This is a genomic window from Hyunsoonleella rubra, assembly GCF_042684665.1.
Classification (GTDB): Bacteria; Bacteroidota; Bacteroidia; order Flavobacteriales; family Flavobacteriaceae; genus Jejuia; species Jejuia rubra.
The window spans coordinates 244,975-266,030 of sequence record NZ_JBHULY010000039.1; the positions used below are offsets into that span (position 1 = coordinate 244,975).

The window sequence follows — 21,056 nt, forward strand, 5'->3', positions numbered from 1 at the left end:
AAGTGGGGTAGAAGCTTGTTATTATTACCTATAATTCTGTTTTTTAACTGTAAAAAAGAGAAGGTAAGCAAACATAGTAAACCCAACATCCTTTTCATTTTAGTTGATGACTTAGGTTATCATGATTTAGGCGTAACAGGCAGTACGTTTTATGAAACGCCTAATGTCGATAAATTAGCAAGTGAAGGAATAATATTCACGAATGGTTATGCTTCAAGCCGTGTTTGTAGTCCCTCAAGGGCAAGCATTATGACAGGTAAATTTACTGCGCGCCACGGTATCACAGATTGGATTGGGGCTAAGGCAGGAGAAGCGTGGCGCACAAGAGGCCGGCATGACCAATTACTTCCGGCAAATTATGTGATGCAGTTGCCTCATGACGATATTACTATTGCAGAGGCCTTTAAGGAAAACGGATACAAAACTTTTTTTGCGGGAAAATGGCACTTGGGTGATAAAGGCTCTTACCCAGAGGATCATGGATTTGATATTAACAAAGGCGGGTTTCATCGCGGTGGACCTGCAGGAGGTTTTTTTGCGCCTTGGAATAACCCTAAACTAAAAAATAAACAAAAAGGAGAAAATCTAACCATGCGTTTGGCAAACGAGACAGCTGATTTTATTTCTAAACATAAAGACTCTACGTTTTTTGCCTTTTTATCTTTTTATGCCGTACATGCCCCAATACAAACTACTCAAGAGAAATGGGCAAAATATAGAGAAAAAGCAGATAGTTTGGGCATAGCCATAAAGGGTTATAAGATGGAGCGCGTTTTACCAATTCGCCAAGTTCAGGATAACCCGGTTTATGGTGGTCTGGTGGAATCTATGGATGATGCCGTAGGTGTAGTTTTAAAAGCCTTAAAGGACAATGGTATAGATGATAATACCATTGTAGTATTCACCTCTGATAACGGTGGCGTTGCTTCTGGTGATAATTACGCCACTAGTAACTTACCGTTAAGAGGGGGGAAGGGCTACCAATGGGAAGGCGGTATTAAAGAACCGTTTTTTATAAAAATACCTTGGTTAAAACAGTTAAAAAAGTCTGAAGTGCCAGTGGTGAGTACGGATTTATATCCTACACTTTTAGATTTGGCAAATTTGCCTTTGAAACAAGAACAACATTTAGACGGCGTAAGTTTAAAACCTTTAATAGAGGGTAAGCAAGCAGAAATTAACAGACCTTTATTTTGGCACTATTCGCATTATGGAAATCAAGGTGGCGAGCCATCTTCAATTATTCAAAAAGAGGGCTGGAAACTCATTCATTATTGGGAAGATGGGCGTGAGGAGCTTTTTAAACTCCCTTCTGAAGAAAATGATAATCAGAACGTGGTTGCCCAACACCCAGAAATCGCCAAAAATTTAAGCAATCAATTACTCACTTGGTTGAAAGAAGTAAATGCACAGTACCCAACCCCGGATGCCGAATTTAATCCAGATAAGCGAAAAATGCGTTTGCAAAAGCTTGTAAACGAAAAATTGCCAAACTTAGAAAAACAAAGACTGGAAGTATTATCTCCAGATTTTAAACCCAACAAAGATTGGTGGGGAAGTCAAATAACCGTTGATTAATTAATAGACGATGAAAGGTATTTATATTTCTTATTTAAGTGTTTTGTTAGTTGGTGTTCTTGTTGCTTGCGGAACAAAATCCAAAAAGAAAGACGATAATAAAAATGAATTTATTTCAATTTTTAATGGTGAAAACCTTGAAGGATGGGAAGGAGACCCTACATACTGGCGTGTTGAAAATGGAATATTGGTAGGCGAAGTTACTCCAGAGACTATTTTAAAGCGCAATTCATTTATCATTTACGAAAAAGAACAACCTGAAAATTTTGAATTAAAACTGGAATATAGAGTTTCAGAATCTGGGAATAGCGGATTCAATTATAGAAGCGAAATTATTGAAGGTGTGCCTTTTGCATTAAGAGGCTATCAATGCGATATTGATGGTAAAAATAAATATACAGGTCAGAATTACGAAGAAAAAAAACGCACCACATTAGCCTACATGGGAGAAAAAGTTGTGATACCAAACATGCCAGATTCTATCCCTGAGACTAATTTGCGTAAGAATGTTAAAAAGAACCGTTGGCAAACAAGAACAGTTGTGGACACATTGGCCACTAAGCCTGAATTAAGATCGCATATTAAATCAAACGACTGGAATAGTGTTCATATCAAAGTAAATGGAAACATAATGCAACATTATGTAAACGGCGTTTTGATGAGTGAAGTAGCTGATTTAGATACACTGAATAGGTCGGTTAAAGGATTTATAGGCGTTCAGGTCCATGTAGGTCCTCCAATGAAAATAGAATACAAAGATATAATGTTAAAAACCTTAGATTAACTATGGTGTGCCTTTCCGGAAGAAATGCCATAAACTTAAATTTTAAGTAAAATTAGGTCTAAATAGTCAAAGTATAATTGGTGGTTGCTTATTAATCCTCGAACTTTGGAAGGCTAAATAAAAAATGATATGAAGAAAATAATTAATTTTAGTTTTGGCGTGATTCTTCTGCTTTGTGTAGTTACAGTATTCTACACGTGCTCAAAGGCAGAAGATGTTCAAGAAGTTATTACCGAAAAACCTGATCCGGTTGACCCAGAAGAGCCCGAAGAACCTGAAAACCCACAAGAACCTGGAGGTATAGATGAAAATGATGTAGACCCCAACCAATTGGTAACAATTAATACAGGTGCGGTGGTTGCCCCATTTCATAATTTTTGGTCAACACGACCTATGATTAATCAAACAAGGTTTAGTGCCTCTGGTTTTAGAAATTCGATAATCCCCATAAAAGATTATGTGAAAAGTTATAATCTTGTGAGGACAATGGGTGGAAGAACAGATAACCGAAATATATTTTATCAAGGAGTGGACGCCTCAGGTAATATTATCACAGATTTTAGTGATTTGCTTACCAATATGCGCGATTTTATGAGTACTGGTTTTAAACCGAGAATTGTACTAAGTAAAGTACCATGGGAAATGGTTGAAAACAAAGTGGTTAGTACTTATGGTAATACAAGTCCTCCTGATAATTACGATCACTGGCGCCAGTATGTAAATGCTTTTTTAACCACGCTGGTTAACGAATTTGGCATGAATGAAGTAAAGACTTGGCGATTTAGGGTGAGTACAGAGCCCAATTTTACCCCAGATCATTGGCGCGGTACAAAAGAAGATTATTTTAAGCATTACGATATCACTGTTGATGAGGTTTTAAAAGTGATTCCTGATGCCATTATTGGGCCTGGAAATATGTTAACCGAAGCTAGTGCGGCGACATATACAACAGAGCTAATAGACCATTGTGCAACCGGTACTAATTATGCCACAGGTGCTACTGGGACAAAAATGGATTTTTTCAGTATTTCATATTATGAGAAAATTGACCAAAACACCGTGGCTTTGCCCGAAAAAATTCAATCTTACAGAAATAAACTAAATAGTATCCCCAAATTTTCAAATATTCCCTTGGATATTCAAGAATTTGGAATGCTAAGGGACGAAAACCGTATAAGGGGTTTAAGTTTATCCGACGCCACAGAACTAGGAGCTAGTTGGTACGCCACTGTAGCAGATATGGTTTACGAATTTAAAATTAATGAAGTTTACGATTGGGGGCAGGAGATAGAATCCAGTGTTTTGCCACAAGCCAGAAAAAATGTAATGCGTATGTTTCAAAAGATGGAGGACGGCAATAGGCTAGAAGCCGTAGATAATTTAAACGGCTACGCTGGGGTTATACCAGTGGTAAAAGGCGATATCGTTTATTTGTTGGTTTACAATCACAATCCATCAAGAACGAGTACAGCGAAACGCACCCTATATCCTAAATTGGAAAGTGGGGTAATTGCCAGTGGAACAACCTGGAAAATGAATGAATGGACTGTCGATAAAAACCATGGGGTTATGATGCACGAGCTTTATAAGGATGTAAGAAATGCAGGAGTCAATGAAAAAACTGATGGACGCATTTATGGTAACAGACCATCTGATAGATTTGAAGATGGGTGGAAAGATGTGCTAAATGCCAATTTGTCCAAATACACTGATTTAGCTAGACTGCCTCAAACCATGACAGATTCTCTTGTAGGTAAAAGAAATGGAAGCTTGATACTTAAAGTTGATTTAGAACCGCATAGCGTAAAGCTAATTGAATTAATTCCGGAATAAAAACCAAACTAACTTGTGAAAACGCAACGAACAAAAATCCAAACGGGAAAAGCAGTTCTTTTTCTGCTTTTTAGCTTAATTACACTTGCAACTTTTAGCCAAATTAAACATGGACTACGTGATGATTTGGGCAGACATGTTATCCCTAGGGGATTCGTGATGAATACCAACGATCATAAAGGTGAAGTGTTTTTTAATAGCGATGACTATGCCCGTATGGTTAGAATGGGGTCCAATTATCAAGTGATTCGTTTAGAACTTGGAAAACTAAGCGAATTTCCAGGAGGAAAACTAGAGCCTAATTATTTGAAAAAACTGGACTCACTTGTCGCCTTAGGAAAACATCATGATATCAAAACCGTTTTTAAAATGACGGTGTATGGAGTTGAAAAATTTGTTTGGGAAGAATTTTGGCTGAACAAGAATAACGAGTATGAAACCTATATTGATGCATGGAAAGTGATTTGGAATCGGTATGCCAAAAACACAGCTGTTGCAGGTTATGACGTGGTTAATGAGCCAAGGAAACTCACCATGGATATTTCGTATAATCAGTTGACCAAAAAGTATTTAATTCCGCTATATCAAAAAATTATTGATGAAAGTCAAAAAATCAATGCTGATAAAAAGATTCTGATTCAATCCATATTTATGAATAAAGGAGAGGGGATTGACAACAATCAATATGCCGAAATTACTGCGCCTATAAATCGGAAAAACGTTGTGTTTGCACCTCATATTTATCAAAATAAAATCGATTTTATAAAACCAGTGATGGATCGTTTTGACAAGGAATCCGATTTGCTAAATGCACCAATTCTAATTGGGGAGTGGGGGTTTCCAACCTTCGCAAAAACCGATACCTTAATCAGTGGTAGGTTAGGGCAATTGGAATACAAGGAGCTTTACATCAAAACTGCCGAGGTTTTTGATAGAATGGGGGTAGGTTCCATTAAAGCATGGTTTTTGGGCAATCGAACTATGCAACATTTCTTATCCGGAGGACCTTCAACTTGGGCCATTTTTAGCGATAGTACAGATGCAGGAACTGTCGAGCGCAAATATATTACTGATGTAATTTCAAGGCCATTTCCGCAAACCGTTGCAGGTGATATCAAATCCTTCTTTTTTAACCATGCCACTAGAAAGTTAAATGTCAATTTCAAACCAAATAAGAAGCAAGGTGCTTCCAAAATTTTTATTGGAGCCAATAGGCACTATCCTGATGGTTTTTCGGTATTAATTGACGATGATATCGTGTTATACCATAATCCTATAAAAAATGTAGGATTGGAAGTTTACAAAGCTCCAGAACAGTTTGATATCTCAAACTTTATTTGGGATGAAAAAACGCAAAAGCTATTCATACTAAAATGGCCTGAAACACAAGAAAACATCAGTTTGCGAATCGTACCTGGTATTCGAAACTTTAATAATAACTAAATTTTTTTTAACCAAGCGATGATGATTATTAAAACCTTTAACATCCAATTCGTATGTCTTCTTTTTCTAACTTTTGGTTGCTTGTCTTGTGAGAACAAATCAAATAATGCCTCCGATACCTTTGAAAAAACAAGAACAAAATACAACTTCAATCCTGATTGGAAGTTTATCAAAGAAAACCCAGAAAATGCCCAAAATAAAGGTTTTAATGATGCTGAATGGAGTACGGTAAGTTGCCCACATACCTTTAATGATGTGGATACTTTTGACGATTACAGTTTAGGACATCATGATGGTGAGGAAAACCAATGGCGAGGTACTGTATGGTACCGTAAGCATTTTAGGTTGCCTGAAACGGACGCAGGAAAAAAAGTATTTATTGAGTTTGAGTCGGTACGTCAAATCGCCGATGTGTACATCAATGGTGTGCATTTAGGGCAAAACCAAACAGGTTTTATTCCTTTTGGATACGACTTAACGCCTCATTTGAATTTTGAAGGAGATAACGTCATCGCGGTAAAGGTCAACAACGATCGTGGCGATCATTTTAGGGACAATTTTCCGTTGGTTTGGAACCATGAGCATTGGCATCCTACCCATGGCGGTATTTATCGAAACGTGTTTTTACATATAATGGACCCACTTCATATAACCCTTCCGCTTTATGATAATTTGGAAACATTGGGGACTTACGTGTATGCTGATAATATATCGGAAGCCAGTGCGGATATTTTCGTAAATGCCGAGGTTCAAAATGAATACAGTGAGCCTAAAACGGTATCTTTTGAAGCGAAGATATTTGATAACGATGGAAAACTTGTTGGGGTTTCAGGAGCGCAACAAAGTGTAAATGTTGGAGAAAAATTCACCTTTTCAGTTCAAACCACTTTAGAAAATCCAAACCTTTGGTACACGCGTCATCCGTATATGTACACCGTAGAAAGTGTATTGAAAGTTGATGGTAAAGCCATCGATTCCTATAACACACCTTTAGGAATACGCAATTTCAATTTCGATAAGGACAAAGGTTTTTTCAATAATGGGGAGTATGCTAAACTACACGGTTGGGGACAAAAGCCTACCAATACATGGGCAGGTTTAGGCACAGCCCTACCTGATTGGTTGCGCGATTATACGTTTAGATTGATGGATGAAGCTGGAGGTAATTTTATTCGGTGGGGGCACTGTGCAGGATCGCCAGCCGAGGTGGCCATGGGCGATAAATACGGTTTTGTAACCTTGATGCCGGGAGTAAGTGGAGAGTCTGAAGATGAAGGCGAAACTTGGGATATCCGTATCAAGGCATTTAAGGATATGATTGTGTACTACCGAAACCACCCTTCAATTTTTATATGGGAAGGTGGTAATTGGGCCGAAAGTGAAGCGCATTATAAAGAAATTTTAGAGGTTATCAGTACATTCGACCCTAACGGAAAACGCTTAATGGGTAATAGAAGGGCTGATGTTAAAAATGACTCAGAGGGTTATATTTCTATTGAAATTGGAACCGAAGGTTGGGAGCGTGAATACCCTGATTTACCCTTGATTGAAAGCGAATACATGCGCGAAGAAGCACCAAGGCGAATTTGGGATAAGCATTCGCCTGATGATAATTTCTTTAGCCATCCTAACATTAAAAAGAACACCTATAAAATTACCTCGGAGCAATTTGCCGTAAGACAAGTAGAACACTGGTGGGACAAAATGGGCAGAAAAGCCTATCATGTTGGTGGTGCCAATTGGGTTTTTACAGACGGTACGCACGGTGGTCGTGGACAAACCGAAGTGACCAGAGCTAGTGGAGAGGTAGACGCGGTGCGTTTGCCCAAAGAGGCCTTTTATGCCACAAAAGCCATGTGGCGACCAGAACCACAGGTGCATATCATAGGGCATTGGAATTATAAAGAAGGTACAAAAAAAGACATTTTTGTAGTGTCTAATACCGCAGGGATAAAACTCTATGTTAACGGTAGGTTGGTAGGTGAAAACAACACACCTGAAAGCGGATATCTTTATGCATTCAAAAATGTTGTATGGGAAGCAGGAGCAATTAAAGCGGAAGGGATTGTTGATGGTGAAGTAAAAGCAATGCATACAAAAGAAACCTCGGGCGAGCCAGTAGCACTCAAGTTAACCCCAATTGTTGGCCCAAAGGGATGGCAAGCTGATGGTTCTGATATTGCATTAATTGATGTTGAGGTTGTGGATACTAAAGGAAGACGTTGCCCTTTAGCCAAAGGACGTGTAGATTTTACCATTGAGGGGCCGGCAATATGGCGCGGTGGCTACAATAGCGGAAAGGAAAATTCTACCAACAATTTATTTTTAGATGTTGAAGCCGGTATTAATCGGGTGGCGGTGCGGTCACTTTTAGATGCTGGAACCGTTACGATTACTGCTACACAAGAGGGTTTAACTCCAGCAAGTGTCACATTAACATCAAACAAGGTAGAAATTGTAGATGGACTAACTTTAGAGTTGCCACAGGTTTATGAAAATGTGTTGACCGAAGAGCCTATGCCAATACATATGCCCGAAATCCCAGAGTATATTCCAGGAGAAACTAACAAAAGTAAATTGTTTACTAAGTTTAGTTACACCGGTGATGGAAAAGCGATGTTAAGAACAAACATGCATTGGGGTAAAAAATCACATACCGATTTAGAACATAACTATACAGTAATCCCCAGGTACTTAGTTGGCTCTGAATACATAAGAACACCAAATTCTGATAAAGGCTATTGGGCAAGAGACCAATTACAATTTATTGCAGGGCAAAAAATGCACATTTACGTTTTACATGACGACCGTGTACCACGTCCAGAGTTTTTGTTGGAAGATTTTAAGGATACTAAAGATAACATAAAACTAGATGAAGCTGTTATGTCATTATTTCATCGAGTAGCAGAAGCAGGAGAGAGTATTATTATGGCTGGAAATAGTGATGGTGATGTGCCTGAGGATGCCAAAATGTACACCGTAATAGGTAAAAAGTTTTAAAAGGTTAAAGTATTTAATTTTTAGGATAGGCCCTTGTTTGTCAGAAATATTGAAAAACCACCATAGTTTAGTCGGAACGATTAAATGAGCTATTTTATCGGATTTTTGTTGACAATCAGCATAGTTCAGGATATTTTTTAGTGAAGATTGGTATAACTTACGCAAAAATTATAGTTATGACTCAGAATACTAGATACAAATTACAATCATATAAAGGCGTAATTCTTTTAATATTAGTATTCGCTTGTTATTCACAATTTTACGGACAGGAATATCCGTTTACCCTGCCGAATGATATAACTGCCTCCTTAAATGTGGATACGGATGATACTGAGCCCTTTAATAACAAAATAATAGGCTATAATATTCAAGGGTTTGATACCCAACTTCAAAAGGATTTTATAAATCTTGTGGATCCTGTGACTATTCGATTTCCGCATGGGGTTTGGGCCAATTTTTACGAATGGCAAACCGATGGCTATCAGGATGATGCCTATGATAACAGGGATCATGAGGAAGCATTACAAACCTTTGTATGCTGTATCACGGGAGACATCGATGGTATTGCAGATTTAAATACACAAAAAAAGAACAGAACTGGAGGTGAGGGCTATGATATGATGTGGACCTACTCAATCAATTTTGATGATGGGGCAAGTAGCGTTGCCAGAGCGCAAAAAGATATTGGTTTAGGGCTGGAAGTAAAAGCCATTGAATTAGGAAACGAGCACTTTTGGAGAGGACAGCGCTCATTAAGAACAGAAACACCCGAAATGTATTTATCGGCCGCTTCAGAAGTGTCTAGTGCGCTTAAAGCAGAATTTCCAGATATTAAATTGTCTTTGCCTTTAAGTTGGAGAAATGGTATTGACAGTTCAATAGACCATACAAGCTACAACAATACCATTATCGGAGATGGAAGTTTTTTTGATGCTATATCACTACATAAATATATGGGATCCGATCCTGATCAAGCAGCAGATAGTAATACTGCATACGGCCTATTGTTAACTGCAAAATTGGAACTAGAAGATTCTGCAAACTGGGTAAGAAGCTTTGCTCCTGGAAAGCCAGTTTGGTTAACAGAATGGGGTGTTTCAGCAGGAGATAACGTTCATGGAGGCGCATGTTTAGGAATGGCTGATGTATTTCTGTTTATGGCTGAAAACCAGGATATTTACGAACGTGCCAACTGGTTTATCTTTAATCGAGTTTTGAATTCTATGGTGGTAGTTGGGAGCAATAGAGAACCTGTTTACCCGCTTCAAAAAAGAGGCTATCTGTCCACCTACGAAATTATTCAAGATGTATTTCGAGATGCCACTTTATTAAATGGTACGGTAACGTCTTCGGCACAATTAACCGTTGCTCGGGGTTCGGTAAATGCGGTAAATGCGAGGGCCACGACTGATGAATTTGGCGAAACCAAAGTAGTCGTAGTAAATCTTACGGACAAACCTGTCACTTTTGAATTAAAGTTTGATGATGTGGTGTATTCCAGAAGTTTTAAGCATGAGGCACTGATATTTGAAAATTTAGGCGAAGTAGATCCGATAGATTATTTTTCAGACCCGATGCAATTGGTTAAGGAAGGTACAGGTACAATTACATTGCCACCGTTATCTGTTAGCAAAATTTCAGAGATATATTTTGATGAATCCATCCACCTTATTGCGGGCACCATTCAAGCCGAAGATTATAAGGATGGTGGTGAAGGTGTTGGCTTTTCAGATACAACTGCCGACAATACATTGAGCCCAGGTATCGATACCGATGGGGTGGATGTGGGAACGGACGTAGGTATCACTTACGTTGGTGATACCCAAAATGGAGAATGGTTAAAGTACGATGTCAATGTTTTAAAAGCCGATGATTACGATTTTGAGTTTATTTACGCTTCTGCAATAGCCGGGGCTTTGGTGAGTATAGAGATCGACGATGTTGTTGTTTTTGATAACTTTTCATTGCTACAAACGGCCAGTGCCACCGATTTTCAGACCGCCACAAAATTAACGGTTCCGTTAACGAAAGGGTTGCATGAGCTGAAGCTTAATGTGCAGAATGGAGGTTTCAATTTAGATAAAATTAATATAATGGCGGTTCCAATTTTAGAAGCTCCAACGTTTGTGATGCCTAATGATTTGGACAATATTGAACCTGGGAATTCTATTGAAGTTGAAGCTTCTACAACCAGCGCACCCGAGAACATTGCCAGTATGGAACTTTTTGTAAATGACGTTTTGGTGCGCAGTATTGCTTCTGCGCCATTCACATGGGGATATTCTGGACAAAATGATACACTTCTTGAAAATATTGCCGAAGGCACCTATAATCTAAAACTGGTGTTGACCGATGATAGGGGTAGAACTAAGGAGAGCACAATTATAGTGACAAGCACAGATTACCCAACAAGGCCATTTTTAGGAACAGCGCATATGGTTCCGGGGGTTATTCAAATTGAGGATTACGATTTAGGAGGTTCAGGATTGGCATTTTCAGATTCGTCAGTAGGCAATTCTGGGGGTGCGTATCGTACCGAAGCAGGCGATGATGTTGATGTTGCTGAAGGGGGAACGGGATTTGTAACAACAGGACTCAGTGGGAACGAATACACAAGATATACCATTAATGTCACAGAAAGTGGACGATACGAAATGTTGGTAAACTACGCTACGTTTTCTAACACCTCAAAACCATTTTCAGCTTATTTGTTACCAAAAGATTTATCATCTTCAGAGTTGTTATTTTCTGCTCCAAATGGCTCAACAACTGATGGTATTAGAAAAATTACCGGAGGTGGTGATTTTCAGGATTACGCCTCAGATGAATTTGGTTTGCAAGCAGGCCTTTGGGTTTTGGAATTAAAAATACCAAGCGGAGGTGCTGGTCCATTGTACGATTACGTTACTTTAAATCGATTGGGAAGCTTGAATGTTGACGAATTTGCGTTTAATAACGACTTCAAAGTGTACCCAATACCAAGTGGTGATGGAAGATTTCAACTAAGCAAACCTAAAACATGGGAGGTATATTCACTGTTGGGAAGAAAAATAACCCATGGCAATGGGCATACTGTGGACATCTCAAAATATTCCAAAGGGATATATATCTTAAAGACGGATGAAGGAATAATTAAGAAGTTGCTTTACAACTAGCAACTATTCTTTTGCAAAAAATTAAAAGGCCATGATGGAGTTATACAATCATGGCCATTTTTATTTTAGTTAACGTGAGTTCGACATAATTAAAGATTCAAACACAATTGATTGTTTTTTTCAAAATTAATGTTCAGGCTGGGTTTCTTCTCAGTAAAGTTATAAGCAATAAGTCCAGAGAATACATTGGTAAAAAAGTTTATTGGGCTTCTATATCTTTAATGTTCAATTTGGAATATGTTTTTGAGCTGGTCTATGATAGTCTCAACAATAGTTCTTTTTCTTAACATAATCACATCATACATTGGGGTCAACAGTTTGGTTTTCATGTTCTTTTTGAGTTTTGTTACCAAGTGTATGCCTTCGGAAAACAGGTTCGTAAATAGTTCCTTGCCGATATACCCCTTATCCCCATAGAGCTTGCCCCATAACCTTTTAATGAAGTTTTTTATTCTTAAAGGCGTTCTGTCGTCTTTATTCCCAGGGGTTATCAGTAAATCAATAATCTGCCCGCTATCATTGGTCACAATGTGAAGCTTAAAGCCAAAGAACCAACCAATGGAGCATTGCCCTCTTTGGGCCAGGCCGTCAAATACCTTATGGGAATGTATGCGCCTATTGTGGCACACCCTTAAAGGTGTTGAGTCTATAAAACTGATACCTGGGCAGTGCCCCGTCCCCTGCGTTTTCAGGTAAGCCAAAAGAGGAAGCATGCTCTCGGAACACAGTTCTACCATACGATTATAGGATACGACATCTGGAAAACAGTCTTTCAAGTACAAACCAACATAGCCTAGATAGAACTTCTTAAAAGTCCTAACACCACTCAAATGGAACAGCACCTGAATGGTCATTACCTCGGACAGAGACAATTTGGAGGGTTTCTTGCGCTTTTTACCATTTCCTATGAGCCTTTGTTCAAATAAAGGAACAAATTCTTTGCAAAAATCATCAATGGAACAGAAAATTTCGGTAATTTTAGAGGAAGAAATCATAAAGCGGATTGTTTTAGTTAATTGGAATTCAGTACTTTAATTTACTAAATATTCCGCTTTTTTCATACTATATAATATGATTTTTTATGTCGAACTCACGTTAGTTAAAAATTCAATATGAGCTAAGCTCAATCTTTAGGAAATTATTTTTTCTTCTTTTTTGACGGCTCTGGATGACGCTCTATGTAACTTTCCAGAAGCTCCTTTACCACTTCCATACTACCAGCTTCAAGGCCATCATTCACATTGGCACCCGTAATCCAATACAATACCATACCCGCATCGGAACAATCCCATTTTCCTTTTTGGAAATTAACGATATTGTCAACTTCAGCAAGGTTTCCGATAGTCCAAACTAATCGTATACGCGGGTCGGTATGGTTTTTAGCCCAATCCCATTGGTCATGATTTAGTTTCAAATTAATATTTTGGTCTGGTATACGAACTTCTTCAATACCAAAATCCAAAATCTGTTGCCACGTGTAAAAATCGCCCGCATTATCATTGGCAGGGTGATGGGTAACTACTTTTACAAATTGATGTTTCTCTTTGGGTGTTTTTTTCAATGCCATACCAATAATATCCGGTTCGCCCGCTTCGATAATCCATAATGGGTCATCGGCAGTTGAGGCATTAATGGCCCAGCACAAATCATTGATAGTAGCTTCTTTCTGCCACATCGCATCGTAAAAGGTTAAATTTCCAAATCCGCCCCAGCGTCGTGCGGTCATGTCACAAGCTATCTGCATTAAATGGTGGCGTTCTTTTTCGGCCTGTTTTGAAATGCGATCGTCCCTTACCAAATCACAACTATGGGAATAATGTACCAATCTATCCTCTAAGCCACTGGCACGCAATAAGGCAATGGTGATTGCCGTACCTCCCAAATCATCAGGGTCTGGAGAATTGCCATCTGCAACAACGGCTATTCTTCCTTTGGGTGGGTTTATAGTTTGACCCCAAACCGGGCTAACAAAAGAAACTAACATAAAAAGTACTAATATTAATGACGTCCTATTCATTTTTCAACATATAAAGAGTTATATTTTTGATATACATAAAGCATTGGCGCTTCATAAGTTATAAAACTAAATCATGCCGTCTATTATTTTAACCTGTGGTGTCCTGTTTCTCGTAAAATATGTTTTAAATGATGATACAGCACAGTCCAGAACAGGAAGTGCAGGATACGCGTTAAAATTTTAAGAAATATTTTAGAAAACGAAAAATTAACTAATTTAAACTTCAAATTTTATGAAATTAAAAACTAAACTAAATGAGACGCTATATCTTAGAAAGGCTAAGTTGAGCATCATTTTGTTCTTTGCGTTTGTGGCAATGTCCTTTGCCCAAACCGTTTCCGGAACTGTTACTGCGGATGGCCAGCCTCTCCCCGGAGCAACCGTTTTGGTAAAAGGAACAACTACAGGAACTAGTACTGACTTTGATGGTAATTACACCATCAATGCCGACGCAACAAGTACTTTGGTTTTTTCCTATGTGGGGTATTCTACAAAGGAGGTGCCAGTTGGCAATCAAACCGTAGTTAACGTAACACTAGAGCAGGACAATGCATTGGATGAAGTGGTAGTAATTGGTTACGGTACGCAACGAAAGTCGGATTTAACTGGATCTGTATCTTCGGTGAGTGCAGAGGATATTACTGCAGTTCCGGTTTCTAGGGTGGATCAAGCGCTACAAGGTAGAGCTTCTGGTGTTCAGGTAACACAGGTTAATGGTGCGCCAGGTGCGGGTACTGTAATTAGAGTAAGAGGTGGTAATTCCATCACAGGAAGTAACGAACCACTTTGGGTTATTGATGGTATTGTAGTAGGGACTAACTTCAACCTTAATAATATAAATAGTAATGACATTAAATCTATTGAAATCTTAAAAGATGCTTCGTCTATTGCTATTTATGGGTCTAGAGGTGCAAATGGTGTAGTGTTAGTGACTACAAAAAATGGTAAAGGCGCAGGAACAGGAAAGCCAGAGGTGTCTGTAAACCTTTATACAAGTTTACAAAGTGTTCCAGAACTACCAGATATGCTTTCTCAGAGGGAGCAAATTGCATATACTAACGAAAGTGCAAGATTTAGAGGGGTTACAGAGCCATTTCCAAACGATCCATCAACCTATCCTGACAACGATTGGTTTGATCTTTTAATGGATACCGCACCTATATATAGTGCAGATGTCTCTGTTTCTGGCGCAACAGAAAACCTTAATTACTACAATTCTTTGAGCTATTTTAATCAAGAAGGTATTATTAAAAGTTCTGGTATTGAAAAGTTTATTTTCAGGTCTAATTTAGACTATAAATTAGGTGAAAAGGTAAAGGCTGGCTTTAGAATAAATTATTCTAGAATTAACAGGCAAAATGGTGTAGTTGGATTTGGAAGTGCTTTTGGTACGCTTCCCACACAGCCTATTTTTAATGATGATGGAACCTATAATGGATTTAATGAAGTTGTAGGAGCACCATTTAATAACCCGATAGCTGCCCTTGAGCAAAATACAAATGAAACATTGAGTAATAATTTGTTGGCAACTGCTTATTTAGAGTATAGTCCAATAGAAAATTTAATTATCCGTTCAACATTTAGCCCAGAAATAAATAATTCTAAGCAAAATAGATTTTTTTCCAGTCAAGCGCCAAGTAATCTTGCGATAGATGTGTTTAATGGTGGGTTTGCTAGTGTTGAAACAATATCTAGTATTGGTTGGAATAATGAAAACACGATTCAATACCAATTCAATGTAAATGAAGATCATAGTATAACAGCACTTGCTGGTGCTTCTTTTCAAAAGGTAGAGACGGAGACAGCTTTTGCAGAAGCATTAGGTATTTTTAGTGATGCCGCTGGGTTTAACAATTTAGGTTTTTCTGATCCCGCTAGGTCTGTAATCAGAAGTGATTATGATGGGTTCCAAATCGCCTCTTTCTTCGGAAGGATAAACTATGCTTTTAAAGATAAATATCTATTGACTTTAGTAGGCAGGTCAGATGGTAGTTCTCGTTTTGCTCCAGGTAACAAATATGAGTTTTATCCTTCTATAGCAGGTGCTTGGAAAATTTCAGAAGAGTCTTTTATGCAAAATCAGAATGTGTTCCAAGATTTGAAATTAAGAGCGAGTTGGGGTAAATCGGGGAACCAAGCCATTGAAGCATACAGAACATTTGGTCTACTAACAGAGGCAAATACAACTTTAGGAGGTAATGAATTAATTGGTTTAACGGTAGGTAGACCAGCCAACCCTAATTTAAAGTGGGAAACCACAAGTTCTTATGATATTGCCTTAGAAGCATCCTTTTTTGGGGGTAAAGTGTTTACAGAGCTAAATTATTACTATAAGCAAACAGATGACCTATTGTTAGATGTAACGATTCCTAGACAAACTGGATTCACAAGTCAATTACAAAATATTGGTTCTTTAGAAAATCAAGGGTGGGAGTTACTTGTTAATTCTACTAATGTTAGTAACGCAAACTTTAGCTGGAACTCTACGGTAACATTATCTGCTAATAGAAACAAAATATTAGACTTGGGAGATGTCGATTTCATTGATGTTACCGTTGATGAGATTCTAGGATCAGGTAACACACGTTTAATTGTTGGAGAGTCTGTTCCTGTATATACAGGGGCTAGATATTTAGGTACATGGAAGAGTCAACAAGAAATTGATGATTCAGGTTTTCTTGATAATGCCATTGTAGGAGGTGCAAGATTTGAAGATATAAGTGGGCCAGATGGAGTGCCAGACGGTAGAATTTCTCAAGATGATTATGTTGTATTAGGAGATCCAACTCCAGACTTAATATTTGGAATTGAAAATAATTTCTCTTACAAGAATTGGGATTTATCCTTTTACTTTCAAGGGACTACAGGAAATGAAGTATTTAATTTAACCATGCGTAATAATTACTTTAACCGTGGTGAAACTACTAAATATGCTGATTTAGCAAACAGATGGATCGAAGGTGTTAATGAGACATCTAATATACCAAGAGCTGGACAAGATACTGTAACAGGTACACCTCCTAACTCAGAATATGTTGAAGATGGCTCGCATATACGTCTTAAAACATTAAGATTAGCTTATAATGTGCCTGTTAGCGACTGGGGATTAGATGGGATTAAAAATGCCTCTATTTATTTTTCTGGAAATAATTTATTATTATTTTCAGACTTTAGATTGATTGATCCGGAAGCAAGTAGATTTGGAAGAGATGGAATAGGTAATATTGCCCAAGGTTATCATAATGGGTCATATCCAAATCCACGCATTATAACACTTGGTCTTAACGTAACATTTTAAAAAATAAAAAATAGATTATGAAAACAAAGCGCATATTTTTATACGTCTTCATGATTTTCTCATGTTTTGCCTGTGAGAAATTTTTGGAAGAAGAACCGAGAGCACTTATCTCTCCAGAAACATTTTTATCATCAGCAACTGAGGCTGAGGCTTTTAGAACAGGGTATTATGCCATTTTAAAGAATAATTCCATTTACGGACAGGTTGGATTAGATGTATTTTACGACAACGGAGCCGACATTATAGAACCTAATAGGCAAGCAGGTTTCTTTGAGCCTATGGGTAATTATTCTCTAACGGAAGCATCTGCGGACGTATCAACTCAAAAGATGAGTGTGTCAGATACTTGGAAAGACCTTTACAGAGTTATCTTAAATACAAATATTTTAATTAATAGAATTGCAGATAATGAAGCTATTTTGCAAGAAGCTAGAACAGACTTTATTGCGGATGCAAGGTTTGTAAGGGCTTTATGTTATTGGCATATTACAAATCTTTGGGGTGATGCACCTTATTATACGGAGATTCTTACGCTTGAAGAGATTAGTTCTTTGGGAAGAACAGATGAAGCCATAATAATAGAAGGTGTTTTAGAGGATTTAGAATTTGCACAGGCAAATCTTAAAGATTCTTATACTGGTGATGATGCAGGAAGGGCTTCAAAATGGGCAGCTGCACTGATTGAGGCAAAAATTCTTATGCAGCAACAAAAATGGCAAGAAGGTCTGGATAAATGTCTAGAGATTATTAATCAATCGCCACATTCTTTATTGCCAACATATGCTGAAGTGTTTGACCCTAATAATGAATACAACGCTGAAATTATTTGGTCGTTAGATTTTGCCAAAGACATTATAGGTCAGTTCGAACTTGGTGTTCAAGATGCTGATGGGAACTTACCTAATTTTGCAAGAGACTCCAATGGAAACTGGAGACCAAGTATGTTTAATCCACGTTTACGGGATGAGCCACAAAATGCTGAAGATTTAGAACCTTTAAAGGATGCCTTGGCGGCCAATGGAGAGTCGTTTAATGGTACAGGGCTTCAAATAGCATCAAAAGATTTTGCTGAGAAGTTCCCTATGAATGATTTAAGAAGACCTTTAAATGTTAACGACATGTATGAAGGTATTCAATTGAATCATACGTATATGCCTAAGTTTATGAATTTGAACTTGGCTACGTCACCACGTTTCAACCACTCTGACAACAGACTGGTGTTCCGTATGGCAGATGTACATTTAATGGCTGCTGAATGTGAGAATGAGCGTCCTGGTGGAAATCCAGATGCTGCCTTCGAGTATATTAGGCCAATTAGAGAGCGTGCTTTTGCTACCGTTGCAGAAGCCGAAGAAATACTTGGTTTAACTCAACAACAGTTTAGAGAAGCTATTTATGACGAGCGCAAATGGGAGTTAGCCGGAGAAGCTTGGAGAAGATATGACCTGATAAGATGGGGTATTTTATTTGATGTCGTGGAAGATCTGGAATACCGCTTCTGGACACCTGCGGCCAATATAGAGCCTTGGCATGTAAAATTGCCGATTCCACTACAAGAAGTTATAAACAATCCTGCATTATTGGAATCAGACCCAACCAATAACGGATATAGATCAGGAAATTAATATTAAGTTAGTTTTTTAGTTGTTTAGTTGAAAAGGCCGAAGACGAAAGTTTTCGGTCTTTTTTATGAAACACATGAGAGTTCAGGATATGATTAATCCAAATTTGTATTAGATTAGTGGCTTAAATAATCCAGACTAAAAATGAAACATTGCTTTTTACCCGTAATTTTAATTCTTACCTTTTTAATTAGTTGTAAGTCAGAAGAAAAAGTATCCGATAACCAGGAAATAAATCAAAAAGTAGAAAAACTTCTAAGTCAAATGACTTTAGGTGAAAAGATTGCAGAAATGACTCAAGATGCTCCGGCCAATGAAAGGCTTGGTATTCCTTATATGAAATACGGGGAAGCTCTTCATGGATTATGGCTTGTTCTTGATTATTATGGTAATACAACGGTGTATCCACAAGCTATTGCTGCAGCTTCTACCTGGCAACCTGAGTTAGTCAAAAAGATGGCTTCTCAAACAGCAATAGAGGCACGTGCTTTAGGTGTTACACATTGTTATTCACCTAATTTAGATGTTATTTCTGGAGATCCAAGATATGGTAGAGTTGAAGAATCGTATGGCGAAGACCCTTATTTGGTATCTAGAATGGGTGTTGCATTCATTCAAGGTTTACAAGGTATGGGTGAGGAGCGATTTGATGAGAATCATGTGCTGGCAACAGCGAAGCACTTTATTGGATATCCTGAAAACCGACGTGGAATTAACGGAGGTTTTAGTGATATGTCTGAACGTAGATTAAGAGAAGTTTATTTACCACCTTTTGAGGCTGCTATAAAGGAAGCAAAGATAGGTTCTCTTATGCCAGGTCATCAAGATTATAATGGTATTCCAAACCATATGAATACCTGGTTACTCAAGGATATTTTACGAGATGAATTAGGTTTTGACGGGCTTATAGTTTCCGATAATAATGATATTGCGAGGTTAGGAACCATGCATTTTATTGCTGAAACCAGAACTAAGTCAGCAATTTTAGGATTAAAAGCCGGTGTTGATATGGACTTAGTCATTGGAAAGATTGAGAAATTAGCAGCGTATAATAGCAAAGTGTTGAAAGATACAATAACAAAGAACCCTGAATTGGAGAAGTATATAGACAAAGCAACATCTCGTATTTTAACCGCAAAATATCAATTGGGTCTATTTGATACAGAACCAAAAGAGATTGACACAAAAACGGTATATGCTGGTAGAAAAGAACACCAAGATTTTGCATATGAAATGGCAAAAAAAGCCATCATTTTATTAAAGAACGATAATAATGTATTGCCTTTAGATATTTCTAAAATTAAATCATTAGCAGTAATTGGACCTAATGCTCATGAAGAAAGACCTGCAAAAGGAACGTATTCTTTATTAGGAGGCTATTCTGGTTTACCACCATTTTATGTTTCTGCTTTAGATGGAATAAAAGCTAAAGTTGGAGATAAAGTAAAAATTAATTATGCAAAAGGTTGTGATTTATTAAGTAATTCTAAAGCAGGTTTTCCAGCAGCTATTGCAGCAGCAAAAAAGTCTGAAGCAGTTGTTTTAGTTATTGGAGGCTCTAGAAAAACAGGTGGTGAAGGTGTAGATAGAGCCGATTTAAATTTATATGGTGTGCAGCAAGAGTTGGTAAAAGCCATCCATAAAACAGGTAAACCTGTTGTTGCTGTTTTAATTAATGGTAGACCACTATCAATCAACTATGTTGCAGAAAATATTCCATCAATTCTAGAAACATGGTATTTAGGTATGCGTTCTGGAGATGCTATTGCAGATGCTATTTTTGGAGATGTGAATCCAGGAGGTAAGCTTACAGTATCTTTTCCAAGATATGTAGGACAGCTTCCCGTAACGTATTTAGAGCGTCCAGATTTTATAGGTTCGGGCAAAGGCTTATTTAAAGATGCAGATAAATCACCATTATTTCCATTTGGATATGGTTTAAGTTATACAACTTTTGAATATGGGACCCCAAAGCTTGAAAATGAATCGATTCCAGTAGATGGTTCCACAACTATTTCAGTGGACATTACCAATACCGGAGATAGAGAAGGTGATGAGGTGGTGCAAATGTATGTTCGTGATGATTATGCCTCGGTTGGGCGCTATTTAAAACTATTAAAAGGCTTCGAACGTATCACCTTAAAACCCGGTGAAACAAAAACCGTAAGCTTTAATTTGGGCTTTGACGAATTGAATATTTTGAACCAGGAATTGAAAAAAGTCGTTGAACCAGGAACTTTTACCATTTCAATTGGAGCTTCCTCTTCGAATGAAGATTTGAAAACTGCTACATTAACTGTGAAATAAAGGGTGTCTAAATAATACT

Annotated in this window: 10 protein-coding genes and 1 pseudogene; 9 read left to right on the plus strand and 2 right to left on the minus strand. The window is 37.8% G+C overall.

Annotated elements, in window-relative coordinates; all coding sequences use genetic code 11:
• Positions 1-15: 15 nt before the first annotated feature.
• From ACFSR8_RS15550 to ACFSR8_RS15575, 6 genes are all read left to right on the plus strand, one after another.
• On the plus strand, positions 16-1,578 hold the full coding sequence (locus ACFSR8_RS15550; RefSeq protein WP_380293698.1) for a sulfatase: 1,563 nt from the start codon (positions 16-18) through the stop codon (positions 1,576-1,578).
• 10 nt (positions 1,579-1,588) lie between these two features.
• Complete coding sequence (locus ACFSR8_RS15555; protein ID WP_380293700.1) at positions 1,589-2,362, plus strand: 3-keto-disaccharide hydrolase; 774 nt, start codon at positions 1,589-1,591, stop codon at positions 2,360-2,362.
• Positions 2,363-2,491: 129 nt separating this feature from the next.
• The gene (locus ACFSR8_RS15560; RefSeq protein WP_380293702.1) at positions 2,492-4,195 is read left to right on the plus strand and encodes a GH39 family glycosyl hydrolase; all 1,704 of its coding nucleotides are present in this window, start codon (positions 2,492-2,494) and stop codon (positions 4,193-4,195) included.
• Between the two features lie 15 nt (positions 4,196-4,210).
• Entirely contained in the window at positions 4,211-5,638 is a 1,428-nt protein-coding gene (locus tag ACFSR8_RS15565; RefSeq protein WP_380293704.1) for a cellulase family glycosylhydrolase, read from the plus strand.
• Between the two features lie 81 nt (positions 5,639-5,719).
• Entirely contained in the window at positions 5,720-8,638 is a 2,919-nt protein-coding gene (locus tag ACFSR8_RS15570; RefSeq protein WP_380293706.1) for a glycoside hydrolase family 2 protein, read from the plus strand.
• A 176-nt stretch (positions 8,639-8,814) separates the two neighbouring features.
• The gene (locus ACFSR8_RS15575; protein ID WP_380293708.1) at positions 8,815-11,793 is read left to right on the plus strand and encodes a carbohydrate-binding protein; all 2,979 of its coding nucleotides are present in this window, start codon (positions 8,815-8,817) and stop codon (positions 11,791-11,793) included.
• Between the two features lie 89 nt (positions 11,794-11,882).
• Here ACFSR8_RS15575 and ACFSR8_RS15580 read toward each other — a convergent pair.
• Together ACFSR8_RS15580 and ACFSR8_RS15585 are read right to left on the minus strand one after the other, a co-directional pair.
• Positions 11,883-12,788 (minus strand): annotated as a pseudogene (locus ACFSR8_RS15580) (IS982 family transposase).
• A gap of 143 nt (positions 12,789-12,931) precedes the next feature.
• Positions 12,932-13,777 carry a hypothetical protein gene (locus ACFSR8_RS15585; protein ID WP_380293710.1) on the minus strand — a complete coding sequence of 282 codons (846 nt, stop codon included), beginning with the start codon at positions 13,775-13,777 and terminating at the stop codon, positions 12,932-12,934.
• A gap of 265 nt (positions 13,778-14,042) precedes the next feature.
• Here ACFSR8_RS15585 and ACFSR8_RS15590 point away from each other — a divergent pair, with 265 nt between their 5' ends.
• The 3 genes from ACFSR8_RS15590 to ACFSR8_RS15600 all read left to right on the plus strand — a co-directional run bounded on the left by ACFSR8_RS15590 (position 14,043) and on the right by ACFSR8_RS15600 (position 21,037).
• Positions 14,043-17,108, plus strand: a complete 3,066-nt coding sequence (locus ACFSR8_RS15590) for a SusC/RagA family TonB-linked outer membrane protein (protein WP_380293712.1) — start codon at positions 14,043-14,045, stop codon at positions 17,106-17,108.
• A 17-nt stretch (positions 17,109-17,125) separates the two neighbouring features.
• Positions 17,126-18,733, plus strand: a complete 1,608-nt coding sequence (locus ACFSR8_RS15595) for a RagB/SusD family nutrient uptake outer membrane protein (RefSeq protein WP_380293714.1) — start codon at positions 17,126-17,128, stop codon at positions 18,731-18,733.
• A gap of 141 nt (positions 18,734-18,874) precedes the next feature.
• Positions 18,875-21,037 (plus strand): beta-xylosidase, encoded by a 2,163-nt coding sequence (locus ACFSR8_RS15600; protein ID WP_380293716.1) that lies wholly within the window; start codon positions 18,875-18,877, stop codon positions 21,035-21,037.
• Positions 21,038-21,056 lie beyond the last annotated feature (19 nt).

Coding starts and splice junctions, on each gene's coding strand:
- ACFSR8_RS15555 (WP_380293700.1), top strand. CDS start 1,589: ATGAAAGGTATTTATATTTCTTATTTAAGTGTTTTGTTAGTTGGTGTT.
- ACFSR8_RS15560 (WP_380293702.1), top strand. CDS start 2,492: ATGAAGAAAATAATTAATTTTAGTTTTGGCGTGATTCTTCTGCTTTGT.
- ACFSR8_RS15575 (WP_380293708.1), top strand. CDS start 8,815: ATGACTCAGAATACTAGATACAAATTACAATCATATAAAGGCGTAATT.
- ACFSR8_RS15585 (WP_380293710.1), bottom strand. CDS start 13,777: ATGTTAGTTTCTTTTGTTAGCCCGGTTTGGGGTCAAACTATAAACCCA.
- ACFSR8_RS15590 (WP_380293712.1), top strand. CDS start 14,043: ATGAAATTAAAAACTAAACTAAATGAGACGCTATATCTTAGAAAGGCT.
- ACFSR8_RS15595 (WP_380293714.1), top strand. CDS start 17,126: ATGAAAACAAAGCGCATATTTTTATACGTCTTCATGATTTTCTCATGT.
- ACFSR8_RS15600 (WP_380293716.1), top strand. CDS start 18,875: ATGAAACATTGCTTTTTACCCGTAATTTTAATTCTTACCTTTTTAATT.